The sequence below is a fragment of the Nakamurella aerolata genome (genome assembly GCF_013002705.1).
Classification (GTDB): Bacteria; Actinomycetota; Actinomycetes; order Mycobacteriales; family Nakamurellaceae; genus Nakamurella; species Nakamurella aerolata.
On sequence record NZ_JABEND010000002.1, the window covers coordinates 110,573 to 134,760 of the forward strand.

Annotated in this window: 29 protein-coding genes and 1 tRNA gene; 16 read left to right on the forward strand and 14 right to left on the reverse strand. The window is 70.6% G+C overall.

Annotated elements, in window-relative coordinates:
* Nucleotides 1-81: 81 nt before the first annotated feature.
* Together HKD39_RS03735 and HKD39_RS03740 are read left to right on the forward strand one after the other, a co-directional pair.
* The gene (locus HKD39_RS03735) at nt 82-1,236 is read left to right on the forward strand and encodes an LURP-one-related family protein (RefSeq protein WP_212753917.1); all 1,155 of its coding nucleotides are present in this window, start codon (nt 82-84) and stop codon (nt 1,234-1,236) included.
* Nucleotides 1,237-1,329: 93 nt separating this feature from the next.
* A tRNA-Pro gene (locus tag HKD39_RS03740) sits at nt 1,330-1,406 on the forward strand.
* 100 nt (nt 1,407-1,506) lie between these two features.
* Here the strand turns inward: HKD39_RS03740 and HKD39_RS03745 are convergent.
* The 4 genes from HKD39_RS03745 to HKD39_RS03760 form a co-directional block, all read right to left on the reverse strand.
* Entirely contained in the window at nt 1,507-1,683 is a 177-nt protein-coding gene (locus tag HKD39_RS03745; protein WP_171198516.1) for a hypothetical protein, read from the reverse strand.
* Between the two features lie 147 nt (nt 1,684-1,830).
* Nucleotides 1,831-2,808 (reverse strand): hypothetical protein, encoded by a 978-nt coding sequence (locus HKD39_RS03750; RefSeq protein WP_171198517.1) that lies wholly within the window; start codon nt 2,806-2,808, stop codon nt 1,831-1,833.
* Nucleotides 2,809-2,922: 114 nt separating this feature from the next.
* Complete coding sequence (locus HKD39_RS03755) at nt 2,923-3,804, reverse strand: metallophosphoesterase (protein WP_171198518.1); 882 nt, start codon at nt 3,802-3,804, stop codon at nt 2,923-2,925.
* A gap of 1 nt (nt 3,805) precedes the next feature.
* Nucleotides 3,806-6,136, reverse strand: coding sequence for a transglycosylase domain-containing protein (locus HKD39_RS03760; RefSeq protein WP_246232086.1), 2,331 nt, complete (start codon nt 6,134-6,136; stop codon nt 3,806-3,808).
* A 250-nt stretch (nt 6,137-6,386) separates the two neighbouring features.
* Between HKD39_RS03760 and HKD39_RS03765 the strand changes: the two genes are divergently transcribed.
* Nucleotides 6,387-6,767, forward strand: a complete 381-nt coding sequence (locus HKD39_RS03765; RefSeq protein WP_171198520.1) for a WhiB family transcriptional regulator — start codon at nt 6,387-6,389, stop codon at nt 6,765-6,767.
* A gap of 11 nt (nt 6,768-6,778) precedes the next feature.
* Here HKD39_RS03765 and bagB read toward each other — a convergent pair whose 3' ends face one another.
* Genes bagB through HKD39_RS03780 form a run of 3 tightly spaced genes read right to left on the reverse strand, consistent with a single transcriptional unit; the run spans nt 6,779 to nt 9,287 of the window.
* Entirely contained in the window at nt 6,779-7,915 is a 1,137-nt protein-coding gene (gene bagB / locus HKD39_RS03770) for an ArsA-related P-loop ATPase (RefSeq protein WP_171198521.1), read from the reverse strand.
* On the reverse strand, nt 7,912-8,964 hold the full coding sequence (gene bagA, locus HKD39_RS03775) for an ATPase BagA (protein ID WP_484549463.1): 1,053 nt from the start codon (nt 8,962-8,964) through the stop codon (nt 7,912-7,914). The genes bagB and bagA overlap by 4 nt, the downstream gene beginning before the upstream one ends.
* Nucleotides 8,965-8,975: 11 nt before the next feature.
* Complete coding sequence (locus HKD39_RS03780) at nt 8,976-9,287, reverse strand: hypothetical protein (protein ID WP_171198522.1); 312 nt, start codon at nt 9,285-9,287, stop codon at nt 8,976-8,978.
* Here HKD39_RS03780 and sp36 point away from each other — a divergent pair.
* Both sp36 and HKD39_RS03790 read left to right on the forward strand, forming a co-directional pair.
* Nucleotides 9,286-9,459, forward strand: coding sequence for a Sp36 family protein (gene sp36, locus HKD39_RS03785; protein WP_171198523.1), 174 nt, complete (start codon nt 9,286-9,288; stop codon nt 9,457-9,459). The genes HKD39_RS03780 and sp36 overlap by 2 nt on opposite strands.
* A complete protein-coding gene (locus tag HKD39_RS03790) occupies nt 9,456-9,929 on the forward strand; it encodes a RidA family protein (RefSeq protein WP_171198524.1) in 474 nt (157 codons plus the stop codon). Before sp36 ends, HKD39_RS03790 begins: the two co-directional genes overlap by 4 nt.
* Before the next feature lie 15 nt (nt 9,930-9,944).
* On the opposite strand, the gene HKD39_RS03795 is transcribed toward HKD39_RS03790, so the two are convergent.
* A complete protein-coding gene (locus tag HKD39_RS03795; protein WP_171198525.1) occupies nt 9,945-10,283 on the reverse strand; it encodes a hypothetical protein in 339 nt (112 codons plus the stop codon).
* A gap of 147 nt (nt 10,284-10,430) precedes the next feature.
* Here HKD39_RS03795 and HKD39_RS03800 point away from each other — a divergent pair, with 147 nt between their 5' ends.
* Nucleotides 10,431-11,144 carry an NUDIX domain-containing protein gene (locus HKD39_RS03800; RefSeq protein ID WP_171198526.1) on the forward strand — a complete coding sequence of 238 codons (714 nt, stop codon included), beginning with the start codon at nt 10,431-10,433 and terminating at the stop codon, nt 11,142-11,144.
* Here HKD39_RS03800 and HKD39_RS03805 read toward each other — a convergent pair.
* Entirely contained in the window at nt 11,047-11,724 is a 678-nt protein-coding gene (locus tag HKD39_RS03805; RefSeq protein ID WP_212753919.1) for a P-loop NTPase family protein, read from the reverse strand. The two genes, HKD39_RS03800 and HKD39_RS03805, sit on opposite strands and share 98 nt — an antisense overlap.
* 30 nt (nt 11,725-11,754) lie before the next feature.
* Here HKD39_RS03805 and HKD39_RS03810 point away from each other — a divergent pair, with 30 nt between their 5' ends.
* Nucleotides 11,755-12,066, forward strand: a complete 312-nt coding sequence (locus HKD39_RS03810; protein WP_171198527.1) for a 4a-hydroxytetrahydrobiopterin dehydratase — start codon at nt 11,755-11,757, stop codon at nt 12,064-12,066.
* Here HKD39_RS03810 and HKD39_RS03815 read toward each other — a convergent pair.
* Nucleotides 12,059-13,108 carry an aminotransferase class V-fold PLP-dependent enzyme gene (locus tag HKD39_RS03815; RefSeq protein WP_171198528.1) on the reverse strand — a complete coding sequence of 350 codons (1,050 nt, stop codon included), beginning with the start codon at nt 13,106-13,108 and terminating at the stop codon, nt 12,059-12,061. The two genes, HKD39_RS03810 and HKD39_RS03815, sit on opposite strands and share 8 nt — an antisense overlap.
* On the opposite strand from HKD39_RS03815, the gene HKD39_RS03820 reads away from it, so the two are divergent.
* The 4 genes from HKD39_RS03820 (at nt 13,092) to HKD39_RS03835 (ending at nt 16,870) form a co-directional block, all read left to right on the forward strand.
* Nucleotides 13,092-13,370: a hypothetical protein gene (locus tag HKD39_RS03820; protein ID WP_171198529.1), complete on the forward strand. Its 279-nt coding sequence runs from the start codon at nt 13,092-13,094 to the stop codon at nt 13,368-13,370. The two genes, HKD39_RS03815 and HKD39_RS03820, sit on opposite strands and share 17 nt — an antisense overlap.
* Nucleotides 13,367-14,266: an MBL fold metallo-hydrolase gene (locus HKD39_RS03825; protein ID WP_171198530.1), complete on the forward strand. Its 900-nt coding sequence runs from the start codon at nt 13,367-13,369 to the stop codon at nt 14,264-14,266. The genes HKD39_RS03820 and HKD39_RS03825 overlap by 4 nt, the downstream gene beginning before the upstream one ends.
* The gene (locus HKD39_RS03830) at nt 14,259-15,119 is read left to right on the forward strand and encodes a methyltransferase domain-containing protein (protein ID WP_171198531.1); all 861 of its coding nucleotides are present in this window, start codon (nt 14,259-14,261) and stop codon (nt 15,117-15,119) included. The genes HKD39_RS03825 and HKD39_RS03830 overlap by 8 nt, the downstream gene beginning before the upstream one ends.
* 86 nt (nt 15,120-15,205) lie before the next feature.
* On the forward strand, nt 15,206-16,870 hold the full coding sequence (locus tag HKD39_RS03835) for a glucose-6-phosphate dehydrogenase (RefSeq protein ID WP_171198532.1): 1,665 nt from the start codon (nt 15,206-15,208) through the stop codon (nt 16,868-16,870).
* Between the two features lie 63 nt (nt 16,871-16,933).
* Here the strand turns inward: HKD39_RS03835 and HKD39_RS03840 are convergent, their stop codons facing one another.
* From HKD39_RS03840 to HKD39_RS03850, 3 genes are all read right to left on the reverse strand, one after another.
* Entirely contained in the window at nt 16,934-18,187 is a 1,254-nt protein-coding gene (locus tag HKD39_RS03840; protein WP_171198533.1) for an amidohydrolase family protein, read from the reverse strand.
* 19 nt (nt 18,188-18,206) lie between these two features.
* On the reverse strand, nt 18,207-18,881 hold the full coding sequence (locus tag HKD39_RS03845) for a cyclic nucleotide-binding domain-containing protein (protein WP_171198534.1): 675 nt from the start codon (nt 18,879-18,881) through the stop codon (nt 18,207-18,209).
* A 200-nt stretch (nt 18,882-19,081) separates the two neighbouring features.
* A complete protein-coding gene (locus HKD39_RS03850) occupies nt 19,082-19,297 on the reverse strand; it encodes a hypothetical protein (protein WP_171198535.1) in 216 nt (71 codons plus the stop codon).
* A 102-nt stretch (nt 19,298-19,399) separates the two neighbouring features.
* Here HKD39_RS03850 and nth point away from each other — a divergent pair, with 102 nt between their 5' ends.
* The 5 genes from nth to HKD39_RS03875 all read left to right on the forward strand — a co-directional run bounded on the left by nth (nt 19,400) and on the right by HKD39_RS03875 (nt 23,223).
* Entirely contained in the window at nt 19,400-20,233 is an 834-nt protein-coding gene (gene nth, locus HKD39_RS03855) for an endonuclease III (RefSeq protein ID WP_171198536.1), read from the forward strand.
* Nucleotides 20,230-21,036 (forward strand): NUDIX hydrolase, encoded by an 807-nt coding sequence (locus HKD39_RS03860; RefSeq protein WP_212753920.1) that lies wholly within the window; start codon nt 20,230-20,232, stop codon nt 21,034-21,036. The genes nth and HKD39_RS03860 overlap by 4 nt, the downstream gene beginning before the upstream one ends.
* A 2-nt stretch (nt 21,037-21,038) precedes the next feature.
* A complete protein-coding gene (locus HKD39_RS03865; protein WP_171198537.1) occupies nt 21,039-22,229 on the forward strand; it encodes a MarP family serine protease in 1,191 nt (396 codons plus the stop codon).
* Nucleotides 22,230-22,411: 182 nt separating this feature from the next.
* The gene (locus tag HKD39_RS03870) at nt 22,412-22,630 is read left to right on the forward strand and encodes a type II secretion system protein (RefSeq protein ID WP_171198538.1); all 219 of its coding nucleotides are present in this window, start codon (nt 22,412-22,414) and stop codon (nt 22,628-22,630) included.
* Nucleotides 22,631-22,692: 62 nt separating this feature from the next.
* Nucleotides 22,693-23,223 carry a DinB family protein gene (locus HKD39_RS03875; RefSeq protein ID WP_171198539.1) on the forward strand — a complete coding sequence of 177 codons (531 nt, stop codon included), beginning with the start codon at nt 22,693-22,695 and terminating at the stop codon, nt 23,221-23,223.
* Nucleotides 23,224-23,228: 5 nt separating this feature from the next.
* On the opposite strand, the gene HKD39_RS03880 is transcribed toward HKD39_RS03875, so the two are convergent.
* Nucleotides 23,229-24,182: an alpha/beta fold hydrolase gene (locus HKD39_RS03880; protein ID WP_171198540.1), complete on the reverse strand. Its 954-nt coding sequence runs from the start codon at nt 24,180-24,182 to the stop codon at nt 23,229-23,231.
* Nucleotides 24,183-24,188: the final 6 nt, after the last annotated feature.

The following is a 24,188-nucleotide window of genomic DNA, read 5'->3' on the forward strand; positions in this document are numbered from 1 at the left end:
CAGTGCATGATTCCAGACCCACATCGCGAGATTCCGCCGGTACCGCACCCGGTGGGCCGATCGCGCTGCCACACTGGCGGAGTGAGCAATCCCGTCGCTGGTTGGTACCCCGATCCGAACGGAGAGGCCGGCGGGCAGTCGATGCTGCGCTGGTGGAACGGTGCGTCGTGGACGGCGCACGTGCGGCCGGCCGCCGATCCGTCACCGTCGGCCGCGTCGGCACCCCGCCCTGCGCCGGCCGCTCAGCCGCGGCAGCAGTCCACCCAGCACGTCGCCGGATCCGAATACGGCGGTCGCATGCGATTCGGCGGGGCGCCGCCACCGGAGCCGGAACCGGAACCGGCGCGTCCAGGCCAGTTCGTCAACGAAGCCTCCGGCGGTGCGGCCCGGTCTCAGGCGCCGGGACAGTATCCGGCGGCGGCACAGTATCCGTCCCCGCAGCGACCGGCACCGCGGCAGCCGGCCCCGCAGCAATCGGCTCCGCAGCGGTCCGGGCGGTTCACCAACCAGGCGGGTACGCCGCCGAACCAGGGCTATCCGCCGGCCGCTGCCGGGGTAGGGCAGGCGCCGGCAGCCCCGCCCCCACCGTCGTACGGGCAGCAGGCTGGGCCTTCTGGGCAGCCAGGTTCCGGCGGCCGGAACGTGTTCACCGAGAGCACGTTCGTTGTCTCGCAGAAGCGGAAGCTGATCGAGCTGACCAACGAGTACGACGTGTACGGCACCGACGGCGCGGTGATCGGGCGCGTGGTGCAGGTGGGGCAGTCCGGTCTGAAGAAGGCCTTCCGGTTCGTCTCCAGCTACGACCAGTTCCTCACCCACCGGCTGGAGGTGCGCGATGCCTCGGGGCAGGTGCTGTTGCTGCTGACCAGGCCGGCGAAGGTGTTCAAATCGACGCTGCTGGTGCAGGCGCCGGACGGCAGTGAGATCGGTCGGCTGGTGCAGCGCAACGTGTTTGGCCGCATCCGGTTCGGGCTGGAGGCCGGGGGCGCCGACGTCGGGTCGCTGAACGCCGAGAACTGGATCGCGTGGGATTTCCACATCCAGGACGCGTCCGGGCGCGAGTGCGGGCGCATCACCAAAACCTTCGAGGGGGTGCTGACCACCATGTTCACCACCGCCGACAAATACCTGGTGCAGTTGGATCCCCAGCTGGACGGGCCGCTCAAGGCGCTGGCCGTTGCGGCGGCGCTGTGCGTGGACACCGCCCTGAAGCAGGACTCGCGCGGCTTCGGCTGAGCGGTGCCGCGGTGCGCGTCCGCACCGGCGCTGCAGGCCGGCGCTTATTGGTGCGGAGCACCGGTCGGCATCGGATAGACTCGATCCGGTCTTCGGGGTGTGGCGCAGCTTGGTAGCGCGCTTCGTTCGGGACGAAGAGGTCGCAGGTTCAAATCCTGTCACCCCGACCAATCGCAAGTGGGGCCCGCATGCTGTTCGCGGGCCCCACTTGCGATTTGACGAGACGGTCATAGATCAGAGGTCAAATGGCCGAAATTGGCTTCTCGTTCATCACTCCACGCGGGGCCCAGCGGCGGTTCCCGCGACGAGAAGCCACTTTCGGTCAAAAGCGCGATCGCTGCCGGCACGCGAAGCGCCGCCACCCAGCAGCAGGCGGCCGGACCAGGTCACGCCGAGCAGTGCCAGCGGTATCACGAAGTAGCCGGGCCGGGACTGCGGTGCGATCAAGAACAGCAGGCTCAGTCCACCGGCAGCCAGCTGCGCCCCGGCCGCGAAGGTGCGCGGAGGGCGTCGCCACACCGAAGGCGAGCAGCGCTGACGCCACCACCGCCATGGCCAGCGGCGGCAGCCAACCCGCTGCCGGGAAGAGGGCGGTCAGCAGGGAATCGCCCGCGGGGGTAGCAATGCCGGCCGCCCCGACCGGAAACAGCAGGGTGTCGCGGACCAGCGCGCCAGGAGCGCCGGCAAACACAGCGCCACCGCACCGCCGGCCGTCGCCGCGGCTAGCCGCAGCCCAGCGCGCCGGCCGCCGCGGGCAACGGCCATCGCGATGGCCACCGCCGCGATCGGCCAGCACGTCCACTTGACGGCACAGCCGAGCGCCAGCACCACCGCGCCCGCGGGCCGCCGGTCGGTGGCCACCAGCGCCAGTCCGAGTACGCCCGCCGCGACCACCGGCAGGTCCACGCCGCTCAGGGTGAGGGCGATCGCGCCGAGCGGGCTGACCAGCGCCAGCACCGTCGGCAGCCACCAACCGCGGCCGGGTATCGCGGTGCCGCCGCCCGCCGGCCGCAGCAGCAACCAAGCACATGCGATCGCGGCCACGGTGATCGTCGCGATGAACAGCCGCGGGTCGGTCCAGAATGTTCGCCCGGCCAGCGCCGCGGGCAGCCCTAACAGTGCCATCACCGGAAGGTACGGGTTCACCTCGTCGAGCGACTCGGGCCGGGCAGCGTAGGGACTTCCGGTATGCAGCAACCGATCTGCCGCGTCCTGCACCACCGCGACCTCCGGCATGGCCATCCCGCGCTGCAGCAACAGCCCGGCCGGAAGCAGCACAGCAAAGAAGGCCGCGATCGCGACCGGAACCGCCGGCCGCCGTGAGATCAGCCAGCCAAGCGCGGCAGCCACATAGCCGAACGCCGCCGTCGTCGCCCAGTTTCGATGCGCCTCGAGGGTGGATACCTGCGCATAAGCCGCGCAGTACAACGTCATGATCAGCAGCGCCGGGGTGAGGAACCGGGCCAGCGGGTCGCGGAGCCGGCCGGTGTTCGCGCCGACAATGGCGACCCCTGAGCGGTCCAGATCGGAGTTCACCGGCCGATGTTCGCCCGAGCCGGGTGACCTCGACATCGGTCAAACCTCGGCGCCCGCCTCGACCAAAGTAGCCGCCAGGCTGAACCTCGGCGGGTGAGAAGCGTTTCTGCCGGCTGCGCCTGCGCAGCTCGTTCCGCCGAATCCGTGCGTTCAGCCGGCTGTGATGGTCAGCAGCGACGCCTCGGGGAAGCAGCAGAACCGCAGCGGCATGTAGGGACTGTGGCCCAGCCCGGCGGACACATGCAGCGTCGAGCCGACACCCCAGCGGGACACCCCGCGGGCGCGGGAGCGGTCAAGGCCGCAGTTGGAGGTCAGCGCACCGACGAACGGCAGCCGACCCTGGCCGCCGTGGGTGTGCCCGGCCAGCAGCAGTTCGTAGCCGTCCGCGGCGAAGGCGTCGAGCACGCGCGGCTCAGGGGCGTGCATCACCCCGACCCGCAGCACCGCGTCCGGGTCGGCCTGCCCCGCGATCAGCGGGTAGCGATCGCGGCGGGTGTACGGATCGTCCACCCCGGCCAGCTGCACGCGTTGCCCGTGCACGTCCAGCTCGGTGGTGGCGTTGTCGAGGTCGATCCAGCCGTGTCCGGTGAGCATCGAGCTCAGCTCCCGCCACGGCAGCGGGGTGCGCGCCCGGCGCGGGCTGCTGCCGAACCAATAATGGTGCGGCGACTTGAGAATCGGTGCGACGTAATCGTTGTTGCCCCGGACGAATACCCCCGGACGGTCCAGCAGACCGCCGAGCGCGCGCTCGGCGGCAGCCACCGAGTCGCGGTGCGAGAGGGTGTCGCCGGTCAGCACCACCAGGTCAGGCTGCAGCGCGGCCTGCGCCGCGACCCAGTCGATCTTGTCCTGTTGCCGCGGCAGCAGGTGCAGGTCCGTCAGGTGCAGGATCCGGATCGGCCAGCTGCCCGGCGGCAGCAGCGGCAGGGTGATCCGCCGCAGCGTGTACAGCCGTGGCTCGACGCCGAAGGCCCAGCCGGTGGCGAGTGCCCCGGCGCCCAGCGCGGCGCCGGCGAGATGTCTGAACCGCACCTCAGCTACCCGTTGCGACCTGCAGCGTCACCGTGGCGCCTGCGACCGTGGCGAAGTTCGGCTGCGGGCTCTGGCCCACCACCGTGTTGATGGCGCCGCCGGAGCGCGAGTTCGCGACCGTGCTGACCTTGAAGCCCCTGGCCTGCACCTGCTGCGTTGCCTGGGTGATGTTCATGCCGACAACGGAAGGCACCGTGTTCTTGGAGGATCCGGTCAGGTACTGCGGATCGGGCTGGCCGAACGGCTGCTCGGGCAAACCCTTGTGCAGCGCCGTCATCGCCTGCAGCCAGGTGGCGGCCGGCACCGAACCGCCGGCCATGCCGAGCTTCTTGTCCTCGGCGTCGGACAGCGGGCAGGAGTGCAGCTGCTCAACTGTTTTGCCCTCGGAGTCGATCGCTCGTGCACAGATCGACTGCGGCTTGGGCAGGTAGTCCCAGATCACCACGGCGCCGGCGTACTGCGGGGTGAAGCCGAGGAACGCCGACGACTTGTAGTCCTGCGTCGTGCCGGTCTTCGCCCCGGCCAGCCTGGTCCAGTTCACCTTCTGCGCCTGGGCATGCGCCGTGCCCTGGGGCTTGGCCAGGTCGCCCTGCATGCCTTCCACCAACGCGTTGGCAAGGCCGGCGGGGACGGCCTGCTCGCACTGCGCCAGGTTCAGCGGGGTGATCTTCCCGGCGGCGTCGGTGACGCTGTCCACCGGGGTCGGCGGGCACCACATGCCCTCGGACGCCAGGGTGGCCCCGACGTTGGCCAGCTCGAGCGGGCTGACCGGGGTGACGCCGAGCGAGAACGAGGCGATCTTCTGCCGCACCACCTCGGCGGCGTAGTCGGTGCCGGCCCCGGCGAACTGCGGGGTGATCTCACCCGCGGGCAGGGTGTACCCGCGCAGGCCGAGCTTCACCGACATCTGCACCACCTTGTCGAGGCCGACCTGATCCTGCAGCTCGACGAAGGTGGTGTTCGGCGACTGCGCCAGCGCGTCCTGCATCTGCATGGAGCCGGGGAAGTCTTCCGGGTTGGTGAACGGGTGCGCGGGCACCAACGGCGAGCGGTACTCCTTGGGCACCTCGACGTCGTTGTAGATGCCCATCCCGGCGTTCAACGAGGCCGCAGCGGTGAACACCTTGAAGGTGGATCCGGCGCCGAGCGGGGCGAAGGTGTTGGTCAGTTTCTGGGTGGTGTCGCCCTTGACGATGCCGCTGTCAGGGCCAGGGTTGGGCAGGCCCCACGATCGGTTCGACACCAGCGCCGAGATGCGGCGGGTGGTGGCGCCGGGCTGCACTACCGTCAGCACGTTGGCGATCCGTTTGTTGGCCTGCGGATCGGCCTGGTCGTTGACCGCCTTCTTGGCGTCGGCCATGGCCTTCGGGTCGAGGTTGGTCTTGATGGTGTAGCCGCCGGTGGACAGCTTGGCGCCGTCGATGCCGTTGTTGGCCAGGAAGTCGAGCGTGTACTGGCAGTAGAAACCGTAGGTGTTGATGTTGAGCGCGCTGTCGTCGAGGCAACCGTTCGGCGGCAACTGCGGTTTCAACCCGAGCGGCGCCTTCTTGGCGTTGGCCGCGGTGGCCGGCGTGATCACCTTGGCCACCGCCATCGAATCCAGCACAAGATCGCGGCGCTTCAGCGCGTCGTCCGGACGCCGGATCGGGTTGAACTTGTTGGGGTTGTTGATCATCCCGGCCAGCAGCGCGGCCTGCGGCAAAGTCAGGTCGTGCGCGGTGGTGGAGAAGTAGCGCTCCGCCGCCGCTTGCACGCCGTAGGTGGACGGGCCGATGGCCACCAGGTTCAGGTAGCGGGTGAGGATGTCGTCCTTTGAGTACTTGTTGGCCAGCTGCAGGGCCAGCTTCGCCTCCCGCAGCTTGCGGATCGGCGTCTGCGCGATCGCTTCCTGCCGCTCGCCCTCGGTCTTGGCTGTCACCAGGAACAGATAGTTCTTGACGTACTGCTGGGTGATGGTCGATCCGCCCTGGGTGGTGCCGGCGTTGGTCTTGAGCAGCGCCCGCAGGGTGCCGAAGTAGTCGACGCCGCCGTGGTTGTAGAAGCGCCGGTCTTCGATCGAGATGACGGCCAGCTTCATCACGTCGGCGATGTCGCCGCTCTCCACCGATTCCCGGTTCTGGTCGAACACGTAGGTGATCGGTTTGCCGTTGGCGTCGGTGATCACCGAACGCTCCGGCACCGGCGCGTTGAAGTCGTCCTCGGGGACGGCCTGGATGGTGTCGGTGACCTTGTTCGAGGCCAGTCCGAGCCCGACGCCGACGGGCAGCAGCAGGCCGGCCACCAGCACCCCGGCCAGCAGCGTCCCGACCACCAGTCGGCCGAATCCGCTCATCGCACGCACGGGCAAAGGCTACCGGCCCGAGCTGGGGCGCCGTCCCGTGCGCGCGGCGCGCGGCTCACCCCCGCGTCGCCTGTCGGACGCCGTGGACAGCGAACCGAGTCAACGAATCGACAACAAACCAGGGAACGGCCGGCCGTAGCGCTGCGTCCTAGGCCACACAAGCGAGGAAAAGCACCGGGCATCGCCCCGGTGTGGACGAGTCAGACACGCCACAGGGCAATGACGAGATCAGGGGCCTGAGATGAGCAAGAACGCCGAGACCAGCGCGCTGCGGGTGGTACCGACCCCCGCCGTCGACGAGGCAGCCGACACCGGCACCCCGCTGTTCCCGACCGCCGTCGACCGCAGCTGGACCACCAGGGCGGTCTGTGCCACCAAAGACCCTGACCTGCTGTTCGTCACCGGTGCTGCGCAGCGGGAGGCCGCCCGGCTGTGCCAGGGCTGCCCGGTAAAGGTGGAGTGTCTGGCCGATGCGCTGGACAACCAGGTGGAGTTCGGGGTGTGGGGCGGGCTGACCGAACGGCAGCGCCGCGCCATTCTGCGCAAGAGCCCGGATGTGCGGAGCTGGCGGGAAGTCCTGCTGGCCGCCCGCGACAACGCCACCGCGGCGACCGCCGGCTGAACCGCGACCGGTCAGCCGTCACCCATCCGGGTGGCGAGCACCCGCAGATCGTCGACGTCGTGCACGTCCACCGGTAGCGCAGGGACCTGCCGCACCGGCAGCTCCGGATGCGCGGCACTGACCCGGAGCAGCATTCGCTTTTCCTGCTCGGCGATGGCCGCTCGCTGCGCGTGCACCGCCAGCGCCGCGCCGGCCAGCTCGGCTGCCGGGCGCTCGGCATCGGACTCGAGTCCGGCGATGGTTTCCGCTGACGCCGCCGGCAGGTCGGCCACCGCCGCGTCAACCGGATGGGTGCGGTTCAGGACCAGGCCGGCCAGCGGCATCCCGTCGGACCGCAACCGTTCGGCGAAGTAGGACGCCTCGCGCAGCGCGGCGCTCTCCGGCGTCGCCACCACCACGAACGCGGTGCCTGGCTGCCGCAGCAACTGATAGGTGCTCTTGGCCCGCTCACGGAACCCGCCGAACAAGTCCTCGAACAGCCGCACGAACTGTGCCGCGTCGGACAGCAACTGCCCGCCGATCACCGAGCGCACCGCCCTGGCGAACAGCGTCAGGCCGGCGCCAACCACCCGCATCACCCCGCGACCGGGGGTGAGCAGCATCCGGATCATCCGGCCGTCCATGAAGGCCGAAAGCCGTTGCGGCGCATCAAGAAAGTCCAGTGACGACCGACTGGGGGGCGTGTCGACAACAATCAGGTCGTACTCCCCGGTGGCGGCCAGATTCGCCAGTTTCTCCATCGCCATGTACTCCTGCGTCCCGGAGAACGAGGTGGAAATGGCTTGGTAGAAAGGGTTTTCCAGAATCTCGGCGGCCCGCTCCGGCGTGCTGTGCGCGGCGACCATGTCGTCGAAGGTGCGCTTGGTGTCCAGCATCATCGCCCACAGTTCGCCGCTATGGTCGGCGCCGGCGGTGTCGAGCTCGACCCGCCTCGGGGTGTTGTCCAGCTCGCCGACGCCGAGTGATTGCGCAAGCCGCTTGGCCGGATCGATGGTGAGGACAGCGGCCTTGCGGCCGGCGTCGGCGGCGGCGACGGCCAGCGCGGCGGCCGTTGTGGTCTTGCCGACGCCGCCCGAGCCGCAGGTGACCAGCACCCGCACCGTCGGGTCGGCGACCAGCGCGCGCAGGTCCAGCGGCGGCGGGTTCACGGCAGCAGCTCCGTGGCGGCCGGTCGCACACCCTGATCGGTGAGCATGGCCGCCAGCTCATACAGCCCGCCAAGGTCGACGCCGTCCACCAGGTGCGGCAGCGTGAGCATCGGCAACCCGGTGCCGGCCAGGGTGGCTTCCAGGTCGTACTCCTTGAGCACGCGCCTGGCATGGTCCCGCGTCTGGGCGAGCAGCCCATCGACCTGACCGGGCGGATAGCTGAGCCCGGCACCGGCGAGCGCAGTGGCGATGGCCGCTTGGTCCAACTGGCCGGTGGCGGCGGCGTCCAGCGCGTCAGCGGGCACCAGCGGATCGGTGACGTCGTTGACGATGATGGAGCCGATCGGCAGGTTCGCCTCGCGCAATTCGGCTGCCGCCTCAAGGGTTTCGGCAACAGGGAGGTCTTCCAGCAGCGTCACCAGATGCACGGCGGTCTGCGGGGAATGCAGCAGCGCAGCCACTCCCTCCGACTGACTCTTGATGGGCCCGCGCTGCGCCAGGTCGGCCATCGCGATGGTGACGTTGAGGAACGGAACGATCCGGCCGGTGGGGGGCGCGTCGACGACGATCGCGTCGTAGGCGCGGCGCTTGGTGCGCGGGTCGGTCCGGGTGACGGTCTCCTTGACCTTGCCGGTCAGCAGCACGTCCCGCAGTCCTGGAGCCAGGGTGGTGGCGAACTCGACGGCGCCGAGCTTGCGCAGCGCCCGGCCGGCGATGCCGAGGTTGTAAAACATCTGGAAGTACTCCAGCAGCGCGGCTTCGACGTCGATGGCGAGCGCCCGGACCTGCCCACCGTCGGCGGCGACGGCGATCTTGGTCTCCGCGTAGGGCAGCGGCGGCAGGTCGAACAGCCGGGCGAGCGCCTGCCGCTCTTCCACTTCCACCAGCAGCACCCGCCGGCCACCGACGGCCAGTGCAAGGGCGAGCGCGGCGGCGACGGTGGTCTTGCCGGTGCCGCCCTTGCCGGTGACGATGTGCAGCCTGGCCATTGCGCAGCTGTCCGGCCAACTCGTGGTCGGCGGGGCAGCAGTGGTGGTGGGTGAGGTCACGGCCGGTCCGTTCAGCTCGCCAGCGCCATCGCGATCACCGCGCACGCCGGGATCGCCACGATGATCAGCACCAGCCACCACGGCAGGAACAGGCACGCAAGGAAGCCGATGGGAATCGCGATGGCGCCGATCAGTGGGCGCCGCGCGGCTTGCTGCCAGCTCCAGCCGGGGCGTTCGCGCAGGGTGTCGTACCAGAGCAGCAGCAGGATCCCGAGCAGCACGGCTTCCACCACTGCCGCGAGCCAACGCCACCAATCCATGCCCTCAAGATAGGTGGCGGTGTGCGATCCGCGCGCGAGGGCTGGCGATACAGTTGCGCGCATGACCGCCGAGAACGGGCGCACCGCGTGGGAGTACGCGACGGTGCCGCTGCTGACACACGCCACCAAACAGATTCTGGACAGCTGGGGCGAGGACGGCTGGGAGCTGGTCGCCGTGATCCCCGGCCCGAATCCCGAGCAGCTGGTCGCCTACCTGAAACGGCCGAAGGCATGAGCGCGGCCGACGGCTCCGTCGCCGACCGGCTGGCCGAACTCGGCATCACGCTGCCGTCGGTGCCGAAGCCGGCCGGCTCGTACCTGCCCGCGGTCCGCAGCGGCAACTACCTGTACACCGCCGGTCAACTGCCGTTCGCCGACGGCGAGCTGGTCGCGGTCGGCAAGGTCGGTGCCGAGGTCTCGCCGGAGGACGCCCGCGGGGTGGCGCGGCAGGCCGGTGTGAACCTGTTGGCCATCATCGATTCCGAGGTCGGGCTGGACAACGTGGCCAGGGTGGTGAAGGTGGTCGGGTTCGTTGCGTCCGCCGAGGGTTTCACCGGGCAGCCGGGTGTGATCAACGGGGTGTCCGACCTGCTCGCCGAGGTGTTCGGCGAGGCAGGCCGGCACGCCAGGTCCGCGGTCGGCGTCGCCGAACTGCCGCTCAATGCGCCGGTCGAGGTCGAGGCCATCGTCGAGGTACGCGCCTGACGGTGCGGACGTGGCTCAACCGGTGGGACGCAGCAGCGCGACGTCGTCGATCCAGCCCCGCAGGTAGCCGTCCTTGTTGCCGGCGGTGGCGATCACGTCGCTGCCGAAGTGCAGCAGCACCGACTTCACCATCTTGCCGCCGGCCGCCGCCGGAATCGTCGCCCGCACCGTGTTCCAGGCCTGCCCGGTGAGCTTGCCGGCCTGCGCGCGCGGATCGAGCGGGGCGCCGTTGTTGGCGACAACGCCGGTGTCGGACAACCGGCTGCCGTCGGTGAACAGCAGATCGACGGCCACCGAGCGGCTGGCGTTCTGTACGTTGCCGGCGATCGGCCCGCCGGTCAGCTGCGGATACACGGCGTAGCTGAAGATGTCGCCGGTAGTGAGACAGCGGCTTACTGAGACTGAAGTTCACTCCCACCTGACAACGATGTCAAGAGATCCAGAAATGTTGTTTCAGAATGTTCGGATGGTGTGCGCGGGCAGCGGCGTTACGCTCCAGCGGTGTCAGAGCAGCCGATCCGCCGCGCCGCCAGCGTGCTGTTGCTGCGGGACGGCGCGCCCGGAGCGCGAGGCGCCGCCGCTGGGCCCGAGGTGTTCGTGCTGCAACGGGCGGCCGGCATGGTGTTTGCCGGTGGGATGACGGCGTTTCCCGGTGGCGGGGTGGAGACCTTCGACGGCACAACGGACCAGCCCGACCCGGCGGTGCTGCCGGAGCCGGCCAGCACCCAGCGCACCGCCGAGCGCTTCGGCATCGATGCTGGCGACGCTGCCGCCGTGCTGGCCGCTGCCGTCCGGGAACTGGATGAGGAAACCGGGGTACGGCTGGATGCCGAGGCGCTGCATCCGCTGGCCAGGTGGATCACCCCGCAGGGCCAGCCGCGCCGGTACGACACCTTCTTCTTCCTGGCCCGCTGCCCGTCGTCCGCCGAACCAGTGTCACGCGGCGCCGAGGCGGAGCTCGTTCGATGGCTGCGGCCCGCGGAGGCGTTGCGGCAGGCCAGGTCCGGTGCGGTGGCGATGTTGCCGCCGACCGTCGCGCTGCTCACCGGATTGCAGGATGCCGACAGCGTCGCAGCCGCGCTGGCTGCCGCCGATTCCGCCGGCCCGATCCCGGCGATCACCCCGCGGGTGGTGTCGGCTCCCGGGGAGCAGTTGCGGGTGGCGGCCGGTGGTCGGGAGTATCCGGCTCTGGGCGTTCCGATGTCGCCGCGCTGAGCGGCCCGGCCAACCAGGCGTCAGCCGCGGCGTGGCTGCGCAGCCGGACGATCGGCAGGTCAGGGCGCTCGGCGGCGACCCTGGCGAGCAGCGAGGGGTACTTGTGCCTGGTGGTCCATGCCCACCGCAATACGTGCTCTCGGTCGGTGAACAGTGTGTACAGCGGCGGCTCGATGTTCCCGTTCCACAACACTTCTCGGCGCAACCGGCGCCGCAGGGTTCGCCTGGCCACCTGCGCCAGCGAACGGGCGATTGGCAGATCCAGCCAGACCAGCAGGTCGGCGCGGGCAGCCAGCAGCGGCCGGGCCGGCCGGTACAGCCACTCGGTGACCCAGTGCCGCCGGTCGGCCAGCGCGGTGACCTCCTCGACGAACTCGACACGTGGCTGCCAGCGCGGCCCGTGGTACAGCCCGTCGAGTTCGGTGTGCTCGATGCCGAGCTGCGTTGCGATCCGACCGGCGAGGGTGGTCTTGCCGCTACCGCTGACTCCCGCCACCAGGACGCGCTGCGGCCGGCCTGGCAGTGCCTCGCTCGGACCGAACGTCGGAAACGCTGCAGCACTGCGATCGGACCGAGCCACCGCAGCAGACTACGGCTAGCGTGACCGGTTATGACAGATGCCATCACTGCTCAGGAGTTCAGCGACAGCGACGGGGTGGCCGATTGGACCGTGGCTGCGGGCTCAGCCGAGTCGGCCGGCGTGACGGCCGAGTTTGCCACCAAAGACTTCGCCACCGGCTTGCGGCTGGTGAACAAGATCGGTGAGCTGGCCGAGGCCGCGAACCATCACCCTGACGTCGACCTGCGTTACGGCAGCGTCACGGTGCGGCTGTCCAGTCACGACATCGGCGGCCTGAGCCGGCGGGATGCGAAGCTGGCCGCGCAGATCTCGCGGGCCGCGGCCGAGTTGGGGCTCAGTTAGCGACGAACCGAGCCAAGGCGGCGACGGCAGTGTCGACGTCCGCCTCGGAGTTGTTGAGGTGGAACGACAATCGCAGGCGCCCGGCGCGGACCGCGGCGACAATGCCGGCCGCGGCGACCGCTTCGGCGCCGCCGGGCAGCAGGTCGACGCTGACGATGGCGCTGTCGCCCTCGGGCAGCCCGACGCCGGCGCAGAAGCGCCTGGCCAGCCCTACCGCGTGCTGGTGCAGCGCCGGCACGCCCACCTCGGTGAGCAGGTCCATGGCCGGCGCCGCCCCCACCCAGGAGTGCCACACCGGCGACAGGTCGAACCTGCGGGCGTCGTCGGACAGTCGCAGCGGCAGGCCGTAGATGCTGGACCAGCGGTCGGCGCCGGCGTACCAGTTGGCGGACAACGGGATCAGCCGCTCGGCGACCTCCGGTCGCACCGTCATGAAGGCGGTGCCGCGTGGCGCCAGCAGCCACTTGTATCCCGAACACACGGTGACGTCGAACTCGCCAGCCGACAGTGGATACCAGCCGTAGGCCTGGGTGCCGTCGATCACCGAAAGGGTGTTGTTGGCCCTGCAAGCCGCCGCGATCGCCGGCAGGTCGGCGATGGTGCCGTCCGCCGACTGCACCGCGGCGACCGCCACGGCGGCGGTCGAAGGGCCGATCGCGCCGGCCAGCTCGGCCAGCGGCGCTTCGGTGACCGTGAGCCGGCCCTGCGCGGCGAACGGGAAGGTCACCGAGGTGAACTCGCCCTCTGGCACCACCACCTCGGCGCCGTCCGGCAGCGCGGCCGCCACCAGTCCGACGAACCCTGACGCCTGGCTGCCGACCGCCACCCGGTCCACCGCAACGCCGGCGACAGCAGCGAATCCGGCTCTTGCCTGCTCCAGTGGGGCGTCGTAGTCGGCGGCCTGAGCGGTGCCGGCCCGAGCCGCCGCCAGCGCCGCGGTGACGGCGTCGAACGCGGCAGTGGGCAGCAAACCCGCCGTCGCGCTGTTGAGGTAGACGCCCGCCGGGGCGAACTGCTCTTGAGCCTTGGCGATCGGGATCATCTGCTCAAACTATCCGGAAGGCCAGCGGTCGGACGTGCGGGACGGCACGAACTCGATCACCGTATGGCTGGACAGCCCGGCGATCGCGAACGGGTCGAATAGGCTGGCGGCTATGAGCAGTGCGGCCGTGCTCGACGAGGTCTCGATGCTGCGCCTGCGCTACTTCGTCGCCGTCGCCGTCGCCGTCGTCGACGCGGGCCCGGATCGACAGCGCGGACGTGCGCATTGGATCAACCGCGCCACCCGAACGGAATCCGGATGACCACATCCGTTGCCATCACTACGATCCGGGCGGACAACCCGGGCCCGATGACCTTGGACGGCACCAACAGCTACCTGATCGCGGCGGACGCGTCCGGCCCGTCGGTGCTGGTCGATCCCGGGCCGGACGACGACGAGCACCTGCGCGCGCTGGCCCAGCGCGACCTTGCGCTGGTGCTGATCACGCATCGGCATGCCGACCACACCGCCGGTTCCGCCCGGCTGCACGAGTGGACGTCGGTGCCGGTGCGCGCGGTCGACCCTGACCACTGCCACGGCGCGGCGCCGCTGACGTCGGGGATGCTGGACGTCGCCGAAACCGCAGGGGTGCGCCTTGAGGTGGTCGCCAGCCCCGGTCACACCGACGACTCGGTGAGCTTGTTGGTGCCGGATTTCGAGCACGACTTCGGGCAAAACTTCGGGCAAGGCATCGGGCAAGGCATCGGGCAAGACTTCGAGCAAGACTTCGAGCAAGACACAGCCCCGACCACCGGCGCGATGCTCACCGGCGACACCATTCTCGGCCGCGGCACCACCGTGATCGCCCACCCCGACGGGAACCTCGCCGACTACTTCGGCACGCTGGACAGATTGGAAAGCTACGGAAACGTCGCGGTACTGCCCGCCCATGGCGATCGCCGCAGCGATCTGGCTGCGGTGTGCAGGCAGTACCGCGAACACCGCAAGCAACGCCTGGCCCAGGTGGCCGCGGTGTGCGACCAACTCGGCGATCTCTCCAGCCTTGACGATCCGCGGGCCAGAACGGCGGTGATCGATACCGTGGTCGACGCGGTGTACACCGACATTGCCGACGGGGTACGGGCCGCTGCGGCGAAAAGCGTTGCCGCGCAACTGGACTACCTGGCCGAACACGGCTGCCTCAGTGCTCGTGACTGACTCGGCGAAAGGTTCGAGCGCACTCCCGGCAGCGCTGCGCCGGGCGTTCGAGCTGCTGCGCTGCCCACACTGCGGCGCCGCCCTGGTGACGGGCACCCACCGCACCGTGAGTTGCGCGGGGCCGCGGCCGCACCCCTTCGATCTCAGCCGGTACGGCTACCTCACCCTGTTCGACGCCAAGGCCAACCGCAGCACCGCCGACTCCGCGAACATGGTGGCCCACCGGGTCGCCTTCCTGGACGCCGGTCACTACGGGCCGATCATGGCGGCGGTGGCTGCGGCGATTCCCGGGGCCGGAGTGGCCGTCGACGTCGGCGGAGGCACCGGCCACTATCTGCGCGCGGTGGCCCCGGAGGTCGGCCTGGTGCTGGACAACTCCGATCATGCACTGCGGCAGGTGGTTCGCGGCTCGCCGCCGCATGCCGCCGTCCGGGCCGACGTCTGGCGCCGGCTCCCGGTGGCCGACGCCGCCGCCGACGCGGCGACCGTCATCTTCGCCCCGCGGGCGCCCGCCGAGCTGGCGCGCATCCTGCGGCCGGGCGGAACGCTGGTCACCGTCACCCCGGAACCGGACCACCTTGCCGAACTTCGCGAGCCGCTCGGCCTGCTCGCCGTCGACGCCGGCAAGGCGCAGCGGCTGGCCGACGACGCCGCCGGTGCGTTCACGCCCCGGGACGCCACCCGTGTCAGGTTTCCGATGACGTTGTCGCACAACGATATCGAGCACCTGGTCGGCATGGGCCCGACCGCGCGGCACCGCAGCGCCGAGCAGCTCGCCGCCGCCATTGCCACCCTCGCAGACCCGGTGACGGTGACCGCCGACGTCACCGTCGGCAGCTGGCAGCGGGCCTGACCGTCGCGCCGATTCCCGGCACAAAAGCAGCCGCGGGATCGGGGTGGCGGCTGCGGTCCGCCGAGCCACCTGGCACCCTGTTCACCATGGCACAGAGCAGCTCCCGCAGGACCGGCGCCAAGAAGCCGGCGGCCAAGGGGACGTCCGCCGCGAAGCCGGTCGCCAAGAGGGCGTCCGCCAACAAGACGTCCACCAGAAAGACGTCCACCAGCAAGACGTCCAGCAAGACGTCAACGGCAAAGGTGTCTGCCCAACGGGCCACGTCCGGGTCCACTCGCCCGGTCCGCTCCGCAACGTCGGCCCGGCCGGCCCGCTCGGCCCGTTCAACCCGCTCGGCTGGCAAGGGCCGCGGCCGCACGCCGCAGCGGCAGACCCTGCTGATCCTCGGCGCCAGCGGCGACCTGACCGGGCGGCTGTTGCTCCCAGGTCTCGGCAGCTTGTTGGCCAGCGACCACGGCACGCCGCTCAAGCTCATCGGATCCGGCATGGAGGACTGGTCGGCGAGCAAGTGGGACAGCCGGGTACGCAAGGCGTTTGCCGACTACAGCGGCCCGCTGGTGCGCGCCGCCGCAGCCGACACCGAGTACGTCCAAGCCGACGTGACCGATGCCGAACAACTGGCCGCGCTGCTGGCCAAATCCGAAGGCAGCACGGCGATCTACTTCGCGCTGCCGCCGGCCGTCACCGCCAAGGTGTGCCAGACCCTGGCGACCATGGAGCTGCCTGCCGGGCTGCGGCTGGTGCTGGAAAAGCCGTTCGGCACCGACGTTTCGTCCGCCGAGAAGCTCAACGCGCTGCTGCAGAAGGTGGTGCCGGAGGAGCAGATCTTCCGGGTCGACCACTTCCTCGGCAAGTCGACCGTGCTGAACATTCTCGGCCTGCGCTTCGCCAACCGACTGCTGGAACCGGTGCTGAATGCCGAGCACGTCGAGAAGATCGAGATCATCATCGACGAGGCACTCGGCCTTGAGGGCAGGGCCGGCTACTACGACGGCGCCGGTGCGCTGGTGGACATGATCCAGTCGCACCTGCTGCAGGTGATGTCGGTGCTGATGATGGACGCGCCGCCGACCCTGACGGCACCGGATCTGCGCGACCGCAAGTCGGAAGTGTTGCGCGCCACCAAGATCTGGAACGACGATCCGGTCGGCTCCTCGCACCGGGCCAGGTACACCGCGGGCAGCGTCGGCCGCCGCACGTTCCCGGCCTACGCCCAGTCGCCCGGCGTCGATCCGTCCCGCAAGACCGAGACGCTGGCCGAGATCACCGTCGAGGTGGACACCTGGCGCTGGGCCGGCGTGCCGGTGACGCTGCGCAGCGGCAAGGCCCTCGGCACCGGCAACAAACAAATCATCGTCACCTTCAAACCGCCGCCGCGGGTGCCGGACGGCTTCACCGGAACCTGGATCCCTGAAAGGCTTTTCATCGGGATCGACCCGGCCTTCATGACGTTGAACCTGAACGTCAACGGGCCGGGCAACTACCTGGAGATCGACCCTGCGGTGATGACGGCCGACTTCGGCCCTGGTCAACTGTCGCCCTACGGCGAGGTGATCTCCAGCGTGCTGTCCGGCGACACCAGCCTTGCGGTGCGCGGCGACGCCGCCGTCGACTGCTGGCGGGTGGTGCAGCCGGTGCTGAACGCCTGGAAGGCCGACAAGGTGCCGCTGGACACCTACCCGGCCGGCAGCGCGGGGCCCAAGAGCTGGCCGACGGTCGGCGCCAAGCCGATCAGCGAGCCGCTGTCGTAGTCAGCAAGCGCCTGTCGTCATCGGCGAGCCTGTCAGCATCGGCGGCGGGCACGCAGTCCCGGGTCAGTGCCCGGTGCGGTACCGGCGGCCGACCAGCGCCAGTCCGTCGGCCACCACCCGGCCGCGGTGCAGCACGGTGCGGTCGCCGGAGCGGTCCATCACCGCGGCCGTCACCGAATCGCCGTCAATCACCAACAGCTCGGCAGGGTCGCCAACGGCCAGGCCGGGCCGGTCGTGCACACCGCCCAGCCGCGGCGCCTGCGGGTCGAGCACGCTGCGGCCACCGATGGACGCCACCGCCAACGCATAGTCGATCAATGCGTCGGCTCGGTAGTTCTGGGTGAACGCCAGCTGCCAGGTGCGGTCCAGCAGATCGGCATCGCCGTAGGGCGACCAGTAGTCGCGCATGCCGTCCTGGCCAAGCCCGACCCTGACACCGGCGTCGGTCAGTCGCCGCAGCGGCAGCGTCCCGGTACCGGCCGGCGCCACGGTCGCGACGGCAATGTCGTTGTCGGTCAACAGCTCCACCAGCCGGCCGACGGTGGCGTCATCGTTGCTCGCGCCCAGCGCGAAGGCGTGCGAGATGGTGACCTGACCTGCCATGCCGAGCGACTTGGTGCGCTCGGCGATCAACTCCATCGAGAACGCACCGAGGGTGCCGCGCTCGTGCAGGTGGATGTCGACAGGTACCTGATGGCGCTGGGCGAGGGAGAACACCACGTCGAGCTGGCCGGCCGGGTCGCGATCCAGCCCGCACGGGTCGATCCCGCCGATGATCCCGGCACCGGCCTGCAGCGCCGCGGCCAGCAGATCGGCGACGCCGGGGTCGGTGATCACCCCGGCCTGCGGGAACGCGATCACCGTGACCTCGGCCCGTCCGGCGAACTGCTGCGCCGCCGCCAGCACCCCCTCCAGCCGCTCCAGCCGGCAGTCGGTGTCGACCTGAGCGTACGAACGGAACCGGGTACAGCCCCGCGCCAACGCCAGCCCGATCGCGGTGGCCGCCCGCTCGGCGACCGGAGGGTCCTCGCGCCAGTGCGCCCTGTCGTTACCGATCAGCTGCGCAAGGGTGGCCGGCGCGTCTGCGGTGCCGGCGGTGTGCTCGCGGAAGGGCAGGCCGAGCCGGTTCGAATCCAGATGGACATGCGCGTCCACCAACGCCGGCACCAGCAGCCGGCCGGCGCCGTCGACCGTGTCCACCTGCGACCGCTGCCCGCCGGCGCCGGCAGCGTGCGGGCGGATCTCGGCGATCACCCCGTCGCGGAGCAACACGTCGGCGGCCGGACCACCCCACGGCCGGACCTCGCGCAGCAGCATCTCGGCGGGGCCCGCCGGCTCAGCGGGCGCGGCGGGACAGCCGCTCCGGGTCGAGGATGACCACCGACTTGCCCTCGAGGCGCAGCCAGCCGCGATGGCCGAAATCGGCCAGCGCCTTGTTCACCGTCTCGCGGGACGCGCCGACCAGCTGGGCCAGCTCCTCCTGGGTGAGATCGTGGGTGACCCGCAGCTGCCCCGACTCCTGCTGACCGAACTGCCTGGCCAACTGCAGCAGCGCCTTCGCGACCCGGCCGGGCACGTCGGTGAAGATCAGATCGGCAAGGTTGTTGTTGGTCCGGCGCAGCCGGCGGGCCAGCACCCGCAGCAACTGCTCGGCGATCTCGGGGCGCTGCCCGATCCAGCCGCGCATGTTGGCCCGGTCCATGGTGGCCAGCCGGACGTCGGTGACGGCCGTCGCGCTGGACGTGCGCGGGCCGGGGTCGAAGACGCTGAGCTCACCGAACATGTCGGACGGCCCCATCACCGCCAGCAGGTTCTCCCTGCCGTCGGGGGAGTGCCGGCCCAGCTTCACCTTGCCGGCCAGAATGATGTAGAGCCGATCGCCCAGCTCACCCTCGGAGAAGATGGAGCTGCCCCGCGGGTAATCCACCGTCTCCAACTGGTCGCCGAGCTCGTTCGCCGCCTCGGGGTCGACACCTTGGAAGATGCCTGCCTTCGCGAGGTTCTCTTCCACCAGATTCTCCCGTCGTTCCCGTCGAACTTGTCGCGTTCGGTAGCGCCGGCCGGTGCGAAGCGGCCCGCCTGCGGCACAGAACTCGCCCACCGCACCCGCGGCGCGGGCGACCAGTGGGTTGTTCGTCACAATTATTGGTCAGCACAGTCTAGGCATCGGCCCCCACGCCCGGCAGACCGGCGTGCCGAGGAAGGACCCTGTCACCGACCAGCGCGGCGACGGCGCCGAAAACGCGGCAGGGCGCGCGACCAGCCCTCGCGGATAAAGGTGTTCACCTCGTCAGGGCGGGCGCTGTCCAGGAACTGCTCGACCTCCTCCTCGCTGACCGATGCGCGGTGCAGCCGGCTCTCCACCCGCTCCATGAGCAGCGCGAAGATCAGCAGCAGGACCGGGATGAGCAGCACGAGGAACTCCATAGCGCTGCTCATTGTGGCCCATCGGCAGGCCCGCGCGAGCCAGGCTCGCAGCGCACAGCCCTTTCCGGCGGGCTTGTCAGCAAGCTGTGGCAACCTGACTGCATGTCCGACCGCCCTGCCCCACAGCGGACCAGCCGGCCGCGCACCCGCAAGCCGGCGAGCGTGCCCGCCAGCCCGCTGGCCCGCACCCGCAGGGCCCGCAAGATCGCCGGGCTGCTGGCCGAGGAGTTCCCGCAGGCGCCGGCCGAACTCGACTTCACCACGCCGCTGGAACTCGCGGTGGCCACCGTGCTGTCGGCGCAGAGCACAGACGCCAGGGTCAACCTCGTCACCCCCGCGGTGTTCGCGAAGTACCCCGACGCCGCCGCGTACGCCGCCGCCGACCGTGCCGAACTCGAAGAGCTGATCAAGTCAACCGGCTTCTTCCGCAACAAGGCCAACTCCCTGATCGGCCTCGGCCAGGCGCTTGTCGAGCGCTTCGACGGGGTGCTCCCGGACACCCTTGACGAGCTGGTGACGCTTCCCGGCTTCGGCCGCAAGACGGCAAACGTGGTGCTGGGCAACGCTTTCGGCAAACCCGGCATCACTGTCGACACCCACCTCGGCAGGCTGCTGCGGCGCTGGGGGTTGACCGACGCCACCGACCCGGTCAAGGCCGAACGCGACCTGGCGGGCCAGCTGCCCGCCGCCATGTGGACCGAGTTCTCCAACCGCGCGATCTACCACGGCCGCCGGATCTGCCACGCCAAGAAGCCGGCCTGCGGTGCCTGCCTGCTGGCCCCGCTGTGCCCGTCCTACGGCACCGGCCCGACGGAGCCGACGGTCGCCGCCGCGCTGATCACTGGACCGGAACGCGACCACCTGCTGGCACTGGTGGGCCTTGACGCCGAGGGGCTGCCGGTCGGCACCGGAGCCGGCGCCGGGGCCGTCACGTGAGCCAACCCGATCTGCGGAGCGACGCAGCGGGAACCCGGCTGCCGGGTGCCGCCGCTGCACCCGATTTCGTCCGGCCGCTGCTTGCCGCCGTCGATCGTCCGCTGCCTGGCCCGCTGGGCCGACTCACCGGCCGGCAGCCGGTGGCGACCGCGCAGGACGACCCGGACGACTCCGCCGTCTCCGAGCCACCGGCCGAGTCGGCTGCCGAACAGTCCCGCCCGGCCGCCGTGCTGATCCTGCTGGCGGCCGACCCCGAGCCGCAGGTGCTGCTGACCGCGCGGGCAAGCACGTTGCGGTCGCACGCCGGCCAGCCCGCGTTCCCCGGCGGCCGTGCCGACCCCGGCGAAACGCCGGTGCAGACCGCGCTGCGCGAGGCCGAGGAAGAGACCGGCCTCGACCCGGCGCAGGTACAACCGATCGCGCTGCTGCGCCCGCTGCCGCTGAGCTTCTCCGGACATCTGGTGACGCCGGTGCTGGCCGTGCAGCAGCACCCGGCCGCGGTGCGCGTCGTCGACCCGGCCGAGACGTCCGCGGTGGCCTGGGTGCCGGTCGGCGAGCTGACCGACCCGGCCAACCGCGGCTGGGTCGGCCTGTCCGGCGGCTATCGCGGCCCCGCCTTCTCCGCCGCCGGGCTTGTGGTGTGGGGTTTCACCGGACTGCTGCTGGACGCCGTGCTGACCATGGCCGGCTGGAACGTGCCGTGGTTGCCGGGCCGTGCCCTCACCCTGCCGTCGGCCGACGCCGGTGCCCGTCCGGCCGCCGACGCCGGTGCCCGTCCGGCTGTCCAGACCCAGCAGAGCTGACCGTGACGTTCATCGACGCGATCATCGTCGTGCTGCTGATCTGGGCCGCGGTGACCGGACTGCGGCAAGGGCTGGTGACGGCCGGGCTGGCGCTGATCGGCGCGGTCGGCGGGGCGATCCTGGCGCTGCGGCTGGCCCCGCTGGTGATGGACCGGCTCGCGGACAGCGGCGCGCGGGTGGCGCTCGGCGTCGCCTGCGTGATTGTCGGGGTCGGCCTCGGTGAGCTGCTCGGTTCATGGATCGGCCGCAAGATCTCGTCCACCATCACCTGGACGCCCGCGGTGGCGGTGGACCGCGGTCTCGGGCTGATCGGGCACACCCTCGCGGTGGTGCTGATCACCTGGCTGGTGGCGATCCCGCTGGCCTCAGCGCCGATGCCGTGGCTGTCGTCCGCGGTGCGCGGCTCGGCCGTGCTGGAGAAGATCGACGACGCCATGCCCGAAGGGGCACAGAACATTTCCTCGGCGCTGGGCCGGGCGCTGAACGCCTCCGGCTTCCCCTCGATCCTGTCGCCGCTGGACCGCACCCCCACTCAGGACGTGCCGGCGCCCGACACCGGCGTGGCCGCCGACCCGCAGGTGCAGACCGCGTCCGACTCGATCGTGAAGGTGCTGGCCTCTGCCCAACAGTGCAACCGCGGCATGGAGGGCACCGGCTGGGTGATCGCCCCCGAGCAGGTGATGACCAACGCCCACGTGGTGGCCGGCGCCAACACCACCTCGGTGTCGATCGACGGGCAGCAGTACCGCGCCAGCGTGGTGCGGTACGAGCCGGACATCGACGTGGCGGTGCTTCGGGTTCCCGGGCTCACCGCCCCGGCGCTCACCTTCGACCCGGCGCCCCGGGAATCCGGGACCAGCGCGGTGGTGGCCGGCTATCCGCTCAACGGCCCGTACACCGTTGTGCCGGCGCGAGTGTCCACCATGTTCGAGCTCCGCGGCCCGAACATCTATCAGGACAGCACCGTGCAGCGCGAGGTGTACACGTTGCGCGCGGTGGTGAAGCCGGGCAACTCCGGCGGCCCGCTGCTCGCCTCCGACGGCACCGTGATCGGGCTGATCTTCGGCACCGCACCCGACGTCAGCGGTGTCGGCTACGCGCTCACCGGTGCCGAGATCCAGCGCGAATACACCGCTGGCCTGACCGATACCAGCAGGGCAGATACCGGGGCCTGCCTCCCGGACGCCGCCTGACGTCGGCATCGGTCGGACTCGGCATGGGAAGTCGGTGAGCGTCCGGCGCAACGGGCCGGCGGGCCGCCGCGTCTGAGGTAGCGTCAAGGCAAAGCAACGATCCGGTAACGCCAGCTCCGGCAGGATTGGCAGTTTCGGCAGTTTCGGCAGTTTCGGCAGTTTCGGCAGTAAGGAAAAACCTCGTGATCGAAGCACTCATCGTGCTCGGTGTAGTGGCGCTGCTCGCCAGCGGGCTCGGCAGTTGGCTGGTCCGGCACCATCGCCTGCAGCTGCGCGAACTGCGTGCCGCCGAACAGGCCGCCGTCGCCGGGTTGCGTCAGCTGGCGCACACCGCCCGCGACAAGGCGCACCTGCCGGCCGGGCTGAGCGCGGCCCCGCGGCAGGATCCACGGCCCACCTGAGTTGCCCGGCATCAATTCCGCCGCAATGTCGAACGGCTCGGCCCCGGCTCCGATCTAGGGTCATGACACCACTTTCACCGTCCTCGAAGACCGACCACGTGCACGCCCGCGAGCGCGAGGTGCTGCTGGGCGCCCTCGCCAGTCAGCGGCAGCGCATCCTCGGCGCGCTGGACGGCCTTGACGCAGCCCAGCTGCGCACCGCAACGTTGCCGTCCGGCTGGCATCCGCTCGGGCTGGTCCGGCACCTGACGCTGTCGGACGAGCGTTACTGGCTGTGCCACGTGATGGGCGGCCAACCGCTGACCTGGCCGGACGAACCGCGCGGCGACTGGCTGGTCGCCGACGACGAGCCGGCAGCGGACGTCATCGATGAGTACCGGAACGCGGTAGCGGAGGCCGACGCTGTGGTGGCCGCGCATTCCCTTGACGACCCGCCCGCGCTGCCCGACCCGCAATGGGCCGACTGGGGGCGGGACTATCCCGATCTGCGATCGATCATGATGCATCTGCTGCTGGAGACCGCCAACCACGCCGGTCAACTGGACGCCGCCCGCGAGCTGATCGACGGCCGCCAATGGGTGGTGCTGGACTAGCCGGATCAGCCGGAGGACGCCGTCACGATCAGCTCGTTGACCTGGTCAGGGGCCTCCTCGGCGGCGTAATGGCCGATGTCACCGATCACCACCCTGCGGTAGTCGCCGGCGCAGTGCCGTTCGGTGCCGACAAACCGCTCCACCGGGACGAACGCGTCGTGCTGGCCGCCCACCTGGGTCACCGGCGCGCTGATCTGCAGCCGGCTCAGGGCATCGCGATGGCGGTGACCGTCGGCCCGCCAGGGCGAGCGAGCCAGCCAGCGCAACTGTTCGCTGCTGGCCCTGGCCGCGCCGGGCAACTCGATGGCGCGGCGCAACTTGCCGACGGCGTCGGCGAAATCGTCGGTGCGCTTCCATGCGGTGCCGGCGTGCTTGCGGACGATCCGCTCCAGCAGCACCCCGTGGTGCCGGCGCAGCCGCATCGGCAGGAACGTCGGCAACGCGGCGGCCAGCAGCATCCGGCCGTGCCGGTCCACCCGCAGCGACGATCCGGGAGTCGCCAGTGCGGCGGGGTTGGGCGCGGCCAGCGCGACCACCGCGCGCACCCGCTCCGGCTCGAGCAGGGCGGTGTTCAGCGCCGTCAGACCACCGAACCCGTGCCCGACCAGCACCGCGCTGCGCTCGCCGAGCGCGCCGATCAACCCGCTGGTGTCTTCGGTGAGGGTGAAGGCGTCGTAGCCGCGTGGTGGCGCATCGGTGCCGCCGTGCCCGCGCAGATCCACCGCAACGGCCCGGAATCCGGCGTCGGCGAGCGCCGGGAGCTGGTGCCGCCACGAGTACCAGTACTGACCAAAACCGTGCAGCAGCAACACCAACGGGCCGCTACCGGCCTCGGCGACGTGAAAGCTGATGCCGTTGGCCGACACCGTGTGGTGCCGCCACGGCCCTTCATGACGAACGTCGAACCCGCCGGCGTCACCGGAGTCCGGTGCGGCACCGCCTTGGCCCGCCGCCAGCATCGCGGT

What these genes read in the sequence shown, in the direction of transcription:
- HKD39_RS03750 (WP_171198517.1), bottom strand. Translation starts at nt 2,808, where the DNA reads ATGTCGAGGTCACCCGGCTCGGGCGAACATCGGCCGGTGAACTCCGAT.
- HKD39_RS03760 (WP_246232086.1), bottom strand. Translation starts at nt 6,136, where the DNA reads ATGAGCGGATTCGGCCGACTGGTGGTCGGGACGCTGCTGGCCGGGGTG.
- HKD39_RS03765 (WP_171198520.1), top strand. Translation starts at nt 6,387, where the DNA reads ATGAGCAAGAACGCCGAGACCAGCGCGCTGCGGGTGGTACCGACCCCC.
- sp36 (WP_171198523.1), top strand. Translation starts at nt 9,286, where the DNA reads ATGACCGCCGAGAACGGGCGCACCGCGTGGGAGTACGCGACGGTGCCG.
- HKD39_RS03780 (WP_171198522.1), bottom strand. Translation starts at nt 9,287, where the DNA reads ATGCGCGCAACTGTATCGCCAGCCCTCGCGCGCGGATCGCACACCGCC.
- HKD39_RS03790 (WP_171198524.1), top strand. Translation starts at nt 9,456, where the DNA reads ATGAGCGCGGCCGACGGCTCCGTCGCCGACCGGCTGGCCGAACTCGGC.
- HKD39_RS03810 (WP_171198527.1), top strand. Translation starts at nt 11,755, where the DNA reads ATGACAGATGCCATCACTGCTCAGGAGTTCAGCGACAGCGACGGGGTG.
- HKD39_RS03815 (WP_171198528.1), bottom strand. Translation starts at nt 13,108, where the DNA reads ATGATCCCGATCGCCAAGGCTCAAGAGCAGTTCGCCCCGGCGGGCGTC.
- HKD39_RS03825 (WP_171198530.1), top strand. Translation starts at nt 13,367, where the DNA reads ATGACCACATCCGTTGCCATCACTACGATCCGGGCGGACAACCCGGGC.
- HKD39_RS03835 (WP_171198532.1), top strand. Translation starts at nt 15,206, where the DNA reads ATGGCACAGAGCAGCTCCCGCAGGACCGGCGCCAAGAAGCCGGCGGCC.
- HKD39_RS03840 (WP_171198533.1), bottom strand. Translation starts at nt 18,187, where the DNA reads ATGCTGCTGCGCGAGGTCCGGCCGTGGGGTGGTCCGGCCGCCGACGTG.
- HKD39_RS03850 (WP_171198535.1), bottom strand. Translation starts at nt 19,297, where the DNA reads ATGGAGTTCCTCGTGCTGCTCATCCCGGTCCTGCTGCTGATCTTCGCG.
- nth (WP_171198536.1), top strand. Translation starts at nt 19,400, where the DNA reads ATGTCCGACCGCCCTGCCCCACAGCGGACCAGCCGGCCGCGCACCCGC.
- HKD39_RS03875 (WP_171198539.1), top strand. Translation starts at nt 22,693, where the DNA reads ATGACACCACTTTCACCGTCCTCGAAGACCGACCACGTGCACGCCCGC.
- HKD39_RS03880 (WP_171198540.1), bottom strand. Translation starts at nt 24,182, where the DNA reads ATGCTGGCGGCGGGCCAAGGCGGTGCCGCACCGGACTCCGGTGACGCC.